Genomic DNA, 13,915 nt, shown 5'->3' with positions numbered 1-13,915 from the left:
CTCCTTGCCTTGCTTTCTGTGAGTCAGGTCGCGTCGCTGCCGTGCGCGGGCACGATGTGCCGCATCAAGCCGGATACCGCGCGCACGTTCTCCAGATCCATCAGTGCGTCGACGGCGGAATCGATCTGCGCCGGCGTCAGCACGCGTCGCGCGTTGTGCCTGAATTTGCCGATCAGTGCGGCATCGTCCATTTCGAAGCCGGGGCGTGGCGTGCCGTACGCGAACGTTGTCTCGTCGGTGTACGTGCGGCCATTCGCGCTCACTTCGATGCGACCGAGGCTCATCAAGCGATCCGCGAGCGGCCGACGCGTGTATTCCGGGTGTACTTCACACGTCACCTTGTCCATGAACGCGAGAATTTTCGCGTCGTGCATCGTGGCGTCGTCCTGCCACTCGTGGCCGATCGTTACCCCGTGCGCGGCGACCGCGAAGTTGTACGCCGCACTGAACTGAGCGTCGATTGCGCTGCGGATGATGCGGTTTTGCAGATGCGGCTTTTCGCAGTACTGCGGGCCGAACACACGAATGCTGTCGATGTCGTCCGGCGTGAATCCATGCAGCCCCACCATGCGGTAGAACAGGTCGAGACTCGAGTGCAGCACGCGACAGCACGGATAAGGCTTGTATTGCTGTTCGGCGAAGAGCCACTCGTCGTGCAGACCCGGCAGCACGCGTTCCGGCATCCAGGTATCGCTTCCCGTGAAGCGCCATAGGCCACTCACGCCGTCGAACAGCGTCTCGTCGCCGAGGTAGCCCATTTCGGCGAGATAGCAGGCGACGATCGCGCCGGTGCCCTGCCATCCCGGCGTGCCGTACTTCACCATCGACGTGGGCACGCTGTACGACAGCTTGCCGTGCGTCGGCACCTGCGTGTAATGCCCTGCGAGGCCAAGCGCGTGCGTCATCCGTTGCGTGTCGAGCGCGAGCAAGCGCCCGACACCCGCTGCAGCACCGACGTTGAACCGTGAGCCGCCGTACGGTGTCGTCCATTCGTAGCGCTGCGCGTCGGGGCCTTCGGCGAACACCTGGATCATCGGCGACATGCCGCGCGTAACGCGCATCGCCACTTCGTGCGACAGCACCGTCGCGAGGATCAGGTCTTTGCCCGAAGCGTTGCGCTGCTCGGCAATCGCCATCACGGGCGGTACGACGTAGGGCGACACGTGGCCACCTGGAATCACGAGCGCGTCGTAATCCATCGCGTTGATGAGTTCGCCATTCGCGAGCACCGCGTTGCAGGACGACACCTTGCCTGCTACACCGATGATGGACGCCTCGGCCGGGCCGCCGAGCCGCTGGGACAGCGCGATGCACAGCCGCCCCTTCTCCGACGATGTCGATGCGAGCGCGCAACCGATCGAATCGAGCAGCACACGTTTCGCTTCGTGCACGATCGCATGCGGCAGATCGTCGAACGCGGCCTCGGCGGCAAAGCGCGACAACCCTTTCAGCACATCAGTCATAACCGTTCCTTCAAAAATGTGTCTCTTGCAGCGGTTCAAAATGCCACGACAAGCCCCGTTGAAACGCCCAGCGGATGACGCTGCGTCGTCTTCGTGCCATAGCCGAGCACCTGGTTTCCGGAGAGCGCGGTTCTATCGATTTCGCCATACAGGTAGGTGGTTTTCGACAAGGACCAGGTCGCCGCGAACATCAGCAGATCCTTTTTGCCGCTGGTTCCGGAGGCGGCGCCCGCTGCCCGGGCGATCGGCGTATCGACCAGGGTGCGAAACCAGCCGGCCGCCAGATTGAAGAATGGAGACACAGTCCAGTTTGCGCCGAACCAGCCGACCCGCACACGTGTGTCGCCTTGCGCCGGCGTCAACGGCAGTCCGGCGACGACGTTGTTGAGCGCCCCGGCAAGGCGCTCGTCGTTGTAGCCGGCTGACACTCGTACAGATCCGAATCTGTACGCGGCGCCCGCAGACCACGAGCGGTCCGCATAGGTGGGCGTGTTCGCGTTGACGGTGGGCTCGCCGGCAACGGCCGGCGGCCCCGCAACCGCTGGCGCACCGGTGAAGACACCGCCCGTCGTCGCGATCTTGCGAGTGGTATACGAGCCCGCTATCACTAACGGCCCTGACTTGTATGCGAGCGATCCCGCAGTCGCCGTATTGGCCGTAACGGCGCCCGCGACGTTACCGAACGCGTGTTCGGCCCGCACGGTGATCGGACCGAACACGCCGGTGTACTGAACATCGTTGTGGAAACGCACGCCCGCGGTCACTTGCGAGACGCTGCTGCCAGGCACGATGGCGCTGACTGGATCGATGGTCGGATAACGATAGTTGAACGGATCGTAGTCGTAGCTCGTGCGCCAGCCCACGCTGTAGTTCTGGCCGAGGTCGATCGTTCCCCAGCGCGCGTGCGAGATTCCGACAATCGCCAACCGCTGGAACAACGCCCGGTTGCCTGTGATGGGTGAGCCGGTTGTCGATTCGAGCGCGCCGTTGCCGGCGTTCCAGCCCGTTTCGAGGTTGAAGTGCGCGCTCAACCCGCCGCCCAGTTCCTCGACGCCCTTGAAGCCGAGCCGATTCGGCGTCGACGTGCCGTTCGAGCCCATGCTTACCGAACTTTGGCCCGCGGCGTTCGCCTCGTGAAGGTAGCGCAGGCCCGCATCGTATATTCCATAGATCGTCACGCTCGACTCCGCATGGGCGGCGGCCGCGAACATCCCTAGCGCACCGGCCGCTATCAGTCTCTTCCTCATTCATGTCTCCAAGATAGATTTTTTTTGTGATTTCCCGCGGTTCAATTGGCCATCAGTCGCCAGCCGTGCGGGTACGGCGCATTTCGCATGTCAGCCGGTCTGCGCCAGTTCAGGTTCGTGCCCGGACTCTCGGTGCAATTGCCTTGAGACAGCAAGGAGGTAAATCACGCCCACCGCGCAGAACACGGGAAAAATGCAGTCCACTCACCTTGCCGACTCGGCTGAATCAAAAGCGGCAGCGCTGTGCGGTCGATGAACGCGACCGCATTGATGACGCACAACATCGCAGCCATCCACCCGTGCCCGCGCGCAGGCGCAGTCGAATCCGTTTGCACGTTCGTCTCCATCTGTTTTGTCTGGCGGACGTCGTTGCGGCGTCCGTCAGGGTTGCCCTGTCAGCCTGCGCGATCAGCCGCATCGCGGACGATGGCGTTGAAGCGCGTCGGGGCTTCGAGCTTCAGCATGTGTGCACAGTCTTCGAACACGTGAAGCCGGATTCCGGGAGCGGCTTCGCACAACGGCAACGCATGCTGTTCGACTGGAGCCAGGGTGTCGCGCGCACCGGCGAGCATGTCGATCGGGCATCGGATATCGCCGACGAGAGAAGGCGTGTGCACGGAGAACAGCATTCGAACCGCCTGTGCCCATCCGCATGGCGTCACCGCATCGCGCAATTGAGCCACCCGTTCCCGTACTTGCGACGGCGCATCGGCCGGGAGCAGGCGAGCAACCACCGCTGCGCGTGACGCTCCATCAGGTGTCCTACCCGAATCGAGCATGCGTGCGAGCGCTTCGTCCCTTGTCGTGCCCGCCAAACGGCCACGCCCCGTATTGGGTGCCGCGAGCACGAGCCGCCCGAGCCGATGCGGGTAGCGCGCAGCGAACGCCATCGCGATCACGCTTCCCCACGAGCTGCCGACCAACGCGGCCATGCGCGTGCACTGCAACTGGTCGAGCAGACTCAGAAGCACGTCGGCGTAGTCGTCGGCGTGGGGCTCGGCCACGGCGAGCGGCGTACTGGCGCCAAAGCCCGGCGCATTCCAGGCAATGACGCGAAACCGGTGGGACAGACCCGCGAGCTGCGCGCGATAGCCTGCGGAGTTCGAGCCGATGCCGTGCAGGCACACGATCACCGGCGCGCGAGCCGGCCCGCTTGCGCGCAGTTCGACATAACCACGTTCCGTCGCATAACGGTCAGAGTCGACCTCCACGCGCATCGGGGGCGGAAGATCGGCCTCGAGCAAGGCGAGATCGGCAGAAGAGAGGTTCGGCATCGCATCAACCCTCGGCGGCGTGTGCAAGATCCGGCGATTCCGTCTGACCGACGTAGCCCAGCCGACGCGACAGATCGGCTGCGGTCGAGCGCAGCGCGCGGGCAAACGGGCTGTCGAATTCCGGCTCGAAGCGCGCCGCGTCGCCTACCGCCGTTATCGCGAGCACCGCTGTGCCATCCGCGCCGCGCACCGGTGCGCTCAATGCGTGGATGATCGTGTGCGCGCCGTAGAACGCTCCGGGCGTACGCCTCGCGAGCCCGTGCAGGCGCACGCTTGCCAGTTCGTCGGCCCACGCCTGCGGCGTGGCCGGCCAGTCCACTTCGCCCGCCGAAGCGGCAATCAGTTCGGCGCCGACAAAGCGGTTCGTCGCTTCCGGCGGCAGATAAGCCGCGAGCGCAACGCCGGTCGCCGTCGACATCACGGGCAGCGTGAGTCCCACCGGCAGTTGCGGGCTGACGGGCTCCGACGACGGCTCCCACGCGACGATAGTCGGTCCATGATTGCCCCATACGGCGAGCGCGAGTGTCTGATCGAAGTCTTTCGCAAGACGCGCCATGGCGCGCGCGCCGAGCCGCATCGCGTGCAACTGTGACTGCACGGTCGTCGAGATGCCTGGCGGCGGCTTGCCGAAATCGTGCGGATCGGCAACCAGATACTGACCTCCGCCGAATACGAGCGGCTTGCGGGCCGTGCGGCGGAACGCCTCGATCTCTCCGACGAAAATCACGTGGTCGCCGCCCGGCAGCCGCGACACGACTTTGCACTCCAGCCATGCGCAACAGCCGCGCAGTAGCGCCACCCCGCCCTTGCCGCTGTCGGTCTCGACGTTTGCGAACTTGTCGATGCCCGATGACGCGAAGCGATTCGACAACTCAATCTGGTCCTCGGCAAGAATGTTGATCGCGAAGCGCGGCGCTTCGAGAAAGACCGCATGACTCGGCGATTTCGTCGCCTGACTCCACAGCACCAGCGGCGGATCGAGCGATACCGAGCTGAACGAATTGGCCGTCACACCATAGCGCTTGCCCTCGGCATCGGCGGTCGTGACCACCGTGACACCCGTCACGAAGGAGCCGAGCACCTGGCGCAGTTCCTTCGCATCGAACCGGCTCGTATCGCTCATGGTCACACCCGCTGCGTTTCTTCGAGGACAGGGCGCAAAGCGACTTGCCCCAGGTCTTTTAGATGCGGCATCACATGGTCGGAAAACAGATTCACCGACTTCACGACGTCGCTGTGCGCCATGTCGCCGAACACGTAGCTGCCGATCAGGTAGTTGAGCCCACCATCGGCGATCTGGCTGGCGAGTTCCTTCGTGACCGTTTCGGGCGAGCCCACCACCGCGTGACGGCTCGCAAGCAGCGAGTCGAAGTCGGGCGGCAGCTTTGCGTTGACGGGTTCCGTACCGTGCTTTCGCCACAGCCGGATGAAGTTGCCGAAGAATGTCGGCCATGCTTTGCGACCGATCTCGAGCGCGGCCTCGTCCGTATCGGCCACGATGATGTAGCGGTTCACGCCGATCAGCGGCAACTCGTCGTGAGCATCGTGCGTCTTGCTCCACTCTTCGCGATAACGGTCCGTAACCGCGCGGATTCGTTCGACCGGACCGCCGCACACGATGTTGATGCCGCGTTGCGCGGGCCACACCGTCGAATCCGGCGACGCGAGCGCATACCACACCGGCGGATGCGGATGTTGCAGCGGCTTGATCTCTACCGGGACGTCGTCGAATTGCCAGAACTGGCCCGCGAAATTCAGCCTGTCCGAAGTGAAGAACCGTTCGATGACGTCGAATGATTCCGCGTACATCTTCCCGGCATTCGCGGCATCGATGCCCATTGCCGCGAGTTCATGCGGAGACGCGCCGCGGCCAATGCCGAACTGGAAGCGGCCGTGGCTCAGGTGATCGAGCATGCAGATTTCTTCCGCCAGTCGCACCGGATGATGAATCGGCAGCAGATAAACGAGCGGACAGAGCCGGAGATGGCGGGTGCGCTGCGCGATAGCCGACATCAGCACATTCTGCGACGGCGTCGTGCTGAGCGGTGTCGCGTGATGCTCGCTCGTGTGATAGCAGTAGAAACCGTTGGCGTCGAACAGCTCCGCAAGCTGAAGACGCTCTTCGTACTGCTGCGCGAGCGGACGGCCGCTCCTGTCGTTTTGATCGAAAATGCCGAATTTCATGAGGATTCCTTATTGATGTCCGGGCTATCTATCACGCGGATGGCTGCCGGGAAAAAACCTGAAAGATCTGCCTTTCGGCATCGAGAAAGACCAGCACCCTGCCGTGCGAGCCCATGTCGCGCTCCGAAACGAACTCGCCGCCGGCGGCTTCGACGCGCTCCCGAATTCCGTCGACGCTGTCCGCTTCGAAAACGACGACGCTGCCTGTCGCTCCCGGCGCGGCCTCCTCTACGGAGCTCAGCGCGAAGTTCGAGCCGCCCACGCCGAACTGCAGCCATTTCGAACTGTCCCGAAACTTCAGCGTGAGCCCTAAAGCACGCTCGTAAAACGCCTGCGCCTTGTCCATGTCGCGTACGACCGTGTAGATGCTTTGAATCTTCTGGATCGCCATGCCTGCTTCTCCTGACTGGGAAACGACCGCCGTCGCGGCCCGATGCGGCCGCACTGTTCTTGCGTCGGTGTTCGTGGTATATTGTTGAACGCATGGTGTATGGTTGTATTATGCGCCGTGCGCGCGCCCTGTCAATGCAAGGGCGCCAGGTGCCCAACCCGTGCAAAAATGCGGGGATCGGTCGCAAAACGTTGTGGGAGCAGGGGTTGCGCGCCGCGGCGCGCGCCATGGTTTGCGCGCGAGGCCCGGGTTAATCCCTAGACGAACGCATGCATTCGACTCGCTGGAATTGACGAGAAATGGAACAACCAGACACTTCAGAACCGGTTGAAAAGAACGAGCGGCGCGGTATTCAGTCCGTCGAAATCGCTTTCCGGCTATTGATGGCATTGCAGAACACGCAGCAGGCCCTGCCGCTCAAAGAGATCGCGACGCGCGCGGAGATGACACCCAGTGCCGCAAACAACTATCTCGTGAGCCTCGTGCGCACGGGTCTTGCCGCGGCTGACGAGAAACCGGGCTACTACAGGCTTGGCCCGGCGGCACTGATGCTGGGGGTCAGCGCAACGCGGCAGATCGACGGCTTCGACGTGGTGCGGGGCGAATTGGGAAAGTTGCGCGACGCCACACAGTGCAGCGGCGCCATCACGATGTGGACGACCGACGGCGTGTTGAGCCTCTTCAAACTCGAAGGACAGCAGCGCGGCGCATTCGAGCTACGCACGGGTCTGATGTCGTTGCTCTCAACGGCAGCAGGCAAGGTGTTCGCTGCGAGCCTGCCGCTCGCCGTGACGCGACCGTTTCTCGAACAGGAACTGGCCTCGCGCAAAGCAGGCGGCGACGCGATCCAAACATTCCACGCGGACGTGATGCATGAACTGCAGGCGAACGGCTACGCAACCATGCGGCGTTCGGACATTGCGGGCTACGCGTCTATTGCGGCGCCGGTCATCAACTGGACCGGCGACGTCAAGTTCGTCATCAGCCTCGTGGGGGCCGACACCGTGCTGGACTTCGAGCCCGGTTCGAAGCATGTGGTCGCCCTGCTCGAGTCTGCGGCGCGGGCGACCGCCCTGCTGGGCGGTCGGCCCCGCTCGCAAAGCAACGCGGCGAACTGATGCGGTCGCGCGCGGGCCGGCGCAGTGCGCTCAAGCGCAGACAGCGAGCGACGCAAGCCGGTGCAGCACCGCTTCAGCGGCCGCGCCCGCCGATGCGGGGTTCTGCCCCGTGACGAGGTTGCCGTCGATCACTAAGTGGCTGCTCCACGGCGCGCCCGCTTCGAACAAGGCCCCGGCAGCGCGGAGGCGATCTTCCAGCAACCAGGGTGCGTTGGCGGCAAGGCCGACTTGCGTCTCTTCATCGTTGGTGAAGGCGGTCATTGTTCTGCCTTTGAACGCCCAGTCTTGAGCGTCGCCCGCGGACAGGAAGCTCGCCTGCCCGTGGCATACCGCTGCAACGACCTGTCGCTCGTTATGAAGTGCCGCTTGCAGGATCCTGCCTACGCCTGCGTCGACTGCGAGATCCTGCATGGGGCCGTGTCCGCCCGGCACGAACACGGCGTCGAAGTCGGCAGCGTTCACGTCCTCGGTGGGCAATGGCGCGCGTAGGGCGTCGGCAAAGCGCTCGAGGTAAGACGCCAGTTCGGCGACTTTTTCGGTATCGCCGTGATTGCCCTGCGGCGTGAGGCTCAGGGCATCGACAATCGACCGCTTGCCGGCTGGCGTAGCCAGCGTGATGCGGGCGCCGGCCCGTATGAAGATGTCATGCGGCGTGACGAACTCTTCGGCCCAGAAGCCGGTTGGACGTTGCGTGCCGTCTTTCTGTGTCCATGTTGTCGCGCCAGTCAGAATCATCAGGATGGAATGCATGTGCGTTGTTCGCCTTGAAGTGATGCCCGTAGAGCCGGCCCGAGTTTCGTCAGGAAATGTGGAGCAGCGGCCATCAGGCAGTGGATCGGGTATGCGTCGGCTAGTGTCGACCGTGCCGGTAATCGCGTAAATGAATGCACCGCGATTTCTCAATTCCTGTGCCCGGAACGCCATGTGGAGAAGCGCATGAACCGATTCGAAGCGTTGCGAATTTTTTGTGTAGCCGCCGGAAGTGCCAACTTCCGGGCAGCTGCCACACGAATGGGCGTGTCGCCGCAGGTCATTACGCGCGTTATACGGGAACTGGAAGCGGAGTTCGGCGAGCCGCTCTTTCATCGCAGCACGCGTGGGGTGCGGCTCACACACGTCGGCGAGCAGCTCGCCTCGAAGAGCGCAGCCGCGATTGCAGGCATTGACGAAATCTTTGCGCATGGTGCCGACCACGCCCCTCGCGAGCTCGCCGGCACGGTGAGGATTGCCGCTCCGACCTCACTGGGACGGCGCGTTATCACACCGGGGCTCGCGCCGCTCGTCGCGAGTCATCCGGGTCTTGTCGTGGATTTACGTTTGTCGGAAGTGCTCGCCGATGTCGTGGACGAACGGATCGACATCGGCGTACGCATCGGGCCGATGCGCGATAGCAGCCATGTCGCGAGAGCGGTATCGGGCGCATCGCTAGTGATTACCGGCTCGCCGGAACTCGTGGCACGATGGGGTGAACCCGAAAACCAGACGGCATTGGAGAAGGCTCCGCTCACCATGCTGATCGACCGCAATACCGGCCGCCCATGGCCCTGGCTACTCAATGGCGTGGAGCCTTTCGTACCCACGAATCCGGTATTCGTCACGGACGATCCGGAAGCGGAATGCGAGGCCGTGCTGGCCGGCATGGGTTTCGGTCAATTGCCAGGGCATCTCGCCACGCCGCTGTTGCGTGAAAATCGCCTTGTCCCCGTTCTAGAAAAACTGCGCCCTGCCGCAGCCGTCATGTATGTATACCGGCCCTACCGGATACCGTTACCGGCACGGGTCCGCGTGGTTTTCGACGCATTGTGTCAGTTGCTGGACAATTGCGAGGAGACGCTACATGGCCCAAGCGCCCGCTATACGTAGTCAAGCGATGGCGCGAACACCCACTTTCCGCAGTCTCCACCGCCCCTTGCGGGTCGTTCAGAGCCGCTGTCGGCGCGCTGCACAGCACCACGCATCGTTTAGCCCGAAAGGCCGAAGTGGATACTGCTTCGGTAAGCACCGACCCGGACCGTCTTGAAGGATTGACGACCGAGAGCAAGCGGTCTGCCAGATTGACCTGCCCTGGAATTTTCGGACCGGTTGAAACTTGAGAGAACGGCTTCCAACGGAGAAAAGGAAGTCATGAAGAAGAGCCGGTTCACGGAAGAGCAGATGGTCACCATCCTGCGCGAGGCGGACAAGGCGCCGGTCGCTGAGGCCGCGAAGAAGCACGGGATCAGCGAGCAAACCATTTACAACTGGCGGCAGCATTTCGGCGGGCTGGAAGCCGCCGATGTGAAGCGGCTCAAGCAACTCGAGCAAGAGAATGCGCGGCTGAAGAAGATGCTTGCCGAGCGCGATTCCGTCCACGTTGGACGATATTCCGCACGAGCCGAACGAAGCACAACTAGTTCAGTGCGTCATCGCGGTCACATGCTAGCCTCGATATAGCAAAGTCCGCAGCGTGAGGGTGCCGGCGATGTCGCTACCGGGGAATGTCCAGGCAACGGGAAGGCAACCGTTACCAGGGACGACGACATACCCAAGAGCGCAAAAAGAGAAGCCCGCGTAACCTTTTGATTACGCGGGCTTGTTCTGGTCGGGGCGAGAGGATTTGAACCTCCGACCACCTGCACCCCATGCAGGTACGCTACCAGGCTGCGCTACGCCCCGAAAGCACAAAAGTATAACAGAGTGTTTGCGCCTTTAGAACCTTTACGTACGAACTTACTGCAACGTCGGTCCGGCTAATGGCTCAGCACGTCGAGCACGTTGAGCAGGTCGTGACGCAGTTGCTCGACATCGACGCTCGATGCCGGTTTTGCCGTTACCGCATGCACCTGTCTGTCCATCTCGCGCACAGGCTCTTCTACCACATCGCCACGCGAGTCCAGCCGGTTGCGCGCGCCGTTGATCGTGAACCCCTGCTCGTAAAGCAGTTCGCGAATCCGGCGAATCAGCAACACCTCGTGATGCTGATAGTAGCGTCGGTTGCCCCGCCGCTTCACGGGCTTCAGCTGCGTGAACTCCTGCTCCCAATACCGCAGCACGTGCGGCTTCACGCCGCACAACTCACTCACCTCTCCGATCGTGAAATAACGCTTCGCGGGAATCGGAGGCAAGACGACTTTTTCAGTTGTCGCTGTCATCGCCGGTTAGCTGTCGTGGTGTTGGTAGAGGTGCTGCGAAGGGCGTTCGCCACGGTTGCGCCGCGCGTCGCATGGCGCCGCGGCGCAACGTCTAGTTGCGCGCGTAACTCGTGTCGGCGCCGTTCTCGACGAGCGCCTTCAGCTTCTGGCTGGCGTGGAACGTGACGACGCGACGTGCCGCAATCGGAATGGCCTCGCCGGTTTTCGGATTGCGGCCGGGACGCTGCGGCTTGTCGCGCAGTTGAAAGTTGCCGAAGCCGGAGAGCTTCACGCTCTCGCCGCCTTCCAGCGCATCGCGGATCACCTCGAAGAACGCCTCCACCATGTCCTTCGCTTCGCGCTTGTTGAGCCCGACATTGTCGAACAGCAATTCGGCGAGTTCAGCCTTCGTAAGCGTAGGCGTCTCCGTGGAGGCGGGGGCCGTTGATGTCGGGATGTCGCGAATCATGGCGCTGCGTTGCGCCGCAAGAAGGGCTTCGAAATCGCTCGAGTTCATTTCGTTCATGTAGCTATGAATGGCGCGCGAACCAGTAAGCTGCTATGCGCGAATTGCCGTTTCGGTTATCCGCGCAACCGGGCGCCATAGACTCGAGCCAGGCGATCCACCAGAGACTTGATGGCCTGATCGACCGTTTCGTCCTGAAGGGTCCCGCCAGTATCTTGCAAGGTCACCCGGAAGGCAAGGCTTTTCTCGTGCGCAGCCATACCACCGGAAGTGTTTGATTTTGCACGAAATTCGTCGAACAACGCAACCCTCTGAACGATCTTCGCGGGCCCTTCCTGAAGGGCCTTTTGCATCTCGTCCAGAAGCGCCTGCACCTCGATTTTCTGGTCGACCACGAGTGCGATGTCGCGACGCACGGGCGGGAATTTCGACACGTCCGTCGGGCTCGGCAGCGCACGCTGCATGAGCGCCTGCGCTTCGATTTCGAACAGGATCGGCGCGTGCGGCAGATCGTACTTCTGCATCCAGCGCGGATGCAGTTCGCCGATCCAGCCCACTGCGCGCCCGTCCACTTCGATGCGCGCGCAACGCCCCGGATGCAACGCCGGATGCTCGGCCTTGACGAAGCGCGCCACGGTCGGTGCGAGCAACGCTTCCAGGTCGCCCTTCACGTCGAAGAAATCGACGGCACGCGTGGGCGACGCCCACTGCTCGTCCGCAGTGGAGCCGTAGGCCAGCGCGCCGACCATCTTGGGCTGCGCGAAGCCTTCCACGGTCATCTCGCTCGAAGCAATGGAGGCATCGGGCAGAAACACGCGACCCACCTCGAACACGCGGATGCGTTCGGCGCGGCGGTTCAGGTTGTATCGCAGCACGCCGATCAGGCTACCGAACAGCGTGGTGCGCATCACGGAAAGCTGGCTCGCGATGGGATTCAGCAGACGCACGGGCTTGTCGTTGCCGGCGAAGTCGTGCTCCCATTCGGCGTCCACGAAGCTGAAGTTGACCGTCTCCGCGTAGTCGCGCGCGGCAAGCGCATGGCGAATGTCGTGCACGGAGCGCTGCGTCTCGTGCGTCGGACGCATGACGTTCGACGCAACCGGCGGACGCGCCGGAATCTTTTCGAAACCGTAGATGCGGGCGACTTCTTCGATCAGATCTTCCTCGATCTCGATGTCGAAGCGATACGCGGGCGGCGTCACCGAGAACGTCTCGCCGTCGCTTTCGAAGGCAAGGCCAAGGCGCGTGAAAATCTGCGCGATTTCGTCCGCGCCGATCCGCACGCCGATGATCCGGTTCGCGCGCGACACGCGCATCTTCACCGGCTCGCGCTTCGGCACATTGACGACCTGGTCGTCAACCGGGCCGGCCTCGCCGCCGCAAATATCGAGAATGAGCTGCGTGAGATATTCGATGTGTTCGACCGTCGTCGACCAGTCCACACCGCGCTCGAAGCGATGCCCCGCGTCGGTGGAGAAGTTGAAGCGGCGCGAGCGGCCGCGAATGCTGTCCGGCCACCAGAAGGCGGCTTCGAGGTAGATGTTCGTCGTATCGAGCGTAACGGCGGTGCTGTCGCCGCCCATGATGCCGGCGAGGCTTTCGATCTGGTGATCGTCCGCAATCACGCCCACGGCCTCGTCCACTTCGATGGTGTTGCCGTTCAGGAGCTTGAGCGTCTCGCCCTTGCGGCCCCAGCGCACGTCCATCGCACCGTGAATCTTGTCGAGATCGAACACATGCGAAGGCCGGCCCAATTCGAGCATCACGTAGTTAGAGATGTCGACGAGCGCCGAGATGCTGCGCTGACCCGAACGTTCGAGCCTTGCCACCATCCACTGCGGCGTCTTCGCGCGCGCGTTCACGCCGCGAATCACGCGACCCGAGAAGCGACCACACAGATCGGGCGCGGAAATGCGTACCGGCAGCGTATCGGCAAGCTTCACTTCGGCAGCCTTGAACTGCGGTGCCTTCAACGGCGCACCGGTGATGGCTGCGGTCTCGCGCGCGATGCCGAAGACGGAAAGGCAGTCGGCCTTGTTCGGCGTGAGCTTGATTTCGAAGACGGTGTCGTCGAGATTGAGTGCTTCGCGGATGTCCTGGCCGATCGGCGTGTCTTCCGGCAGGATCAACAGGCCGCTGTGATCTTCCGAAAGCTTCAGCTCACGCGCCGAGCACAGCATGCCCTGACTCTCCACACCGCGCAGCTTCGAGAGCTTGATGGCAAACGGCGCGCCGCCCTCTTCCGCCGGCGGCAACTGCGCGCCCACCAGCGCGACGGGCACCTTGATGCCGGGCGCCACATTGGGCGCGCCGCAGACGATGTTCAGCGTCGCGCCCGTGCCGGCATCGACTTGACATACGTTGAGCTTGTCCGCGTCCGGATGCTTGACGACTTCCAGCACGCGCCCCACCACGATCTTCGACGTGGGCGGCGCAGCCGGGCGCAGCCCCTCAACCTCGAGACCGGCCATCGTCAGCGCATGGGACAGCTCTTCGGTGGTGAGCTGCGGATCGACAAAGGTTCTGAGCCAGGATTCCGGGAATTGCATGAGTCTGTACGTTCCAACAGGTTAGGAGCACGGCGCCGCGCGACTCGCCTCGTTGCAGCGCGGCCGGCCAGTGGGCGGCGCGGCCCGGTCCACGGGCGCAGCCGCTCGGTCGT

At 63.1% G+C, this 13,915-nt stretch carries 12 protein-coding genes, 1 tRNA gene and 1 pseudogene; 3 read left to right on the top strand and 11 right to left on the bottom strand.

The features are described 5' to 3' along the window. Positions 1 to 23: 23 nt before the first annotated feature. The 6 genes from P2869_RS05635 to P2869_RS05610 all read right to left on the bottom strand — a co-directional run bounded on the left by P2869_RS05635 (position 24) and on the right by P2869_RS05610 (position 6,559). Complete coding sequence (locus P2869_RS05635) at positions 24 to 1,463, bottom strand: MmgE/PrpD family protein (protein WP_277597698.1); 1,440 nt, start codon at positions 1,461 to 1,463, stop codon at positions 24 to 26. A gap of 35 nt (positions 1,464 to 1,498) precedes the next feature. Next, positions 1,499 to 2,710, bottom strand: coding sequence for a porin (locus P2869_RS05630; protein ID WP_277597697.1), 1,212 nt, complete (start codon positions 2,708 to 2,710; stop codon positions 1,499 to 1,501). 395 nt (positions 2,711 to 3,105) lie between these two features. Continuing rightward, positions 3,106 to 3,984: an alpha/beta hydrolase gene (locus P2869_RS05625; RefSeq protein WP_277597696.1), complete on the bottom strand. Its 879-nt coding sequence runs from the start codon at positions 3,982 to 3,984 to the stop codon at positions 3,106 to 3,108. 4 nt (positions 3,985 to 3,988) lie between these two features. Next, positions 3,989 to 5,107, bottom strand: coding sequence for a flavin reductase (locus P2869_RS05620; protein WP_277597695.1), 1,119 nt, complete (start codon positions 5,105 to 5,107; stop codon positions 3,989 to 3,991). Between the two features lie 2 nt (positions 5,108 to 5,109). Next, entirely contained in the window at positions 5,110 to 6,168 is a 1,059-nt protein-coding gene (locus P2869_RS05615; protein WP_277597694.1) for an LLM class flavin-dependent oxidoreductase, read from the bottom strand. Positions 6,169 to 6,199: 31 nt separating this feature from the next. Beyond that, positions 6,200 to 6,559, bottom strand: a complete 360-nt coding sequence (locus P2869_RS05610) for a VOC family protein (RefSeq protein ID WP_277597693.1) — start codon at positions 6,557 to 6,559, stop codon at positions 6,200 to 6,202. A 299-nt stretch (positions 6,560 to 6,858) separates the two neighbouring features. Here P2869_RS05610 and P2869_RS05605 point away from each other — a divergent pair, with 299 nt between their 5' ends. Beyond that, complete coding sequence (locus P2869_RS05605; protein WP_017777786.1) at positions 6,859 to 7,677, top strand: helix-turn-helix domain-containing protein; 819 nt, start codon at positions 6,859 to 6,861, stop codon at positions 7,675 to 7,677. A 30-nt stretch (positions 7,678 to 7,707) separates the two neighbouring features. On the opposite strand, the gene P2869_RS05600 is transcribed toward P2869_RS05605, so the two are convergent. Next, entirely contained in the window at positions 7,708 to 8,601 is an 894-nt protein-coding gene (locus P2869_RS05600) for a type 1 glutamine amidotransferase domain-containing protein (RefSeq protein WP_277597692.1), read from the bottom strand. Between the two features lie 12 nt (positions 8,602 to 8,613). Here P2869_RS05600 and P2869_RS05595 point away from each other — a divergent pair, with 12 nt between their 5' ends. Both P2869_RS05595 and P2869_RS05590 read left to right on the top strand, forming a co-directional pair. Then, positions 8,614 to 9,540, top strand: coding sequence for a LysR family transcriptional regulator (locus P2869_RS05595; protein WP_277597691.1), 927 nt, complete (start codon positions 8,614 to 8,616; stop codon positions 9,538 to 9,540). A gap of 261 nt (positions 9,541 to 9,801) precedes the next feature. Next, a pseudogene (locus P2869_RS05590) lies at positions 9,802 to 10,020 on the top strand (transposase); the annotation flags it as partial. Positions 10,021 to 10,255: 235 nt separating this feature from the next. On the opposite strand, the gene P2869_RS05585 reads toward P2869_RS05590, so the two are convergent. The 4 genes from P2869_RS05585 to pheT form a co-directional block, all read right to left on the bottom strand. Next, positions 10,256 to 10,332: transfer RNA gene (locus P2869_RS05585), tRNA-Pro, on the bottom strand. Between the two features lie 74 nt (positions 10,333 to 10,406). Then, the gene (locus P2869_RS05580; RefSeq protein ID WP_199544140.1) at positions 10,407 to 10,808 is read right to left on the bottom strand and encodes a MerR family transcriptional regulator; all 402 of its coding nucleotides are present in this window, start codon (positions 10,806 to 10,808) and stop codon (positions 10,407 to 10,409) included. Positions 10,809 to 10,899: 91 nt separating this feature from the next. Next, entirely contained in the window at positions 10,900 to 11,313 is a 414-nt protein-coding gene (locus tag P2869_RS05575; RefSeq protein WP_126878851.1) for an integration host factor subunit alpha, read from the bottom strand. Between the two features lie 56 nt (positions 11,314 to 11,369). Continuing rightward, a complete protein-coding gene (gene pheT / locus P2869_RS05570) occupies positions 11,370 to 13,802 on the bottom strand; it encodes a phenylalanine--tRNA ligase subunit beta (RefSeq protein WP_277597690.1) in 2,433 nt (810 codons plus the stop codon). Between the last annotated feature and the right edge of the window lie 113 nt (positions 13,803 to 13,915).

This window comes from Paraburkholderia sp. SUR17 (assembly GCF_029536165.1).
Classification (GTDB): Bacteria; Pseudomonadota; Gammaproteobacteria; order Burkholderiales; family Burkholderiaceae; genus Paraburkholderia; species Paraburkholderia kururiensis.
Note: the sequence above shows the minus strand (reverse complement) of the source record. Positions and strands in the feature narration are given on the sequence as shown.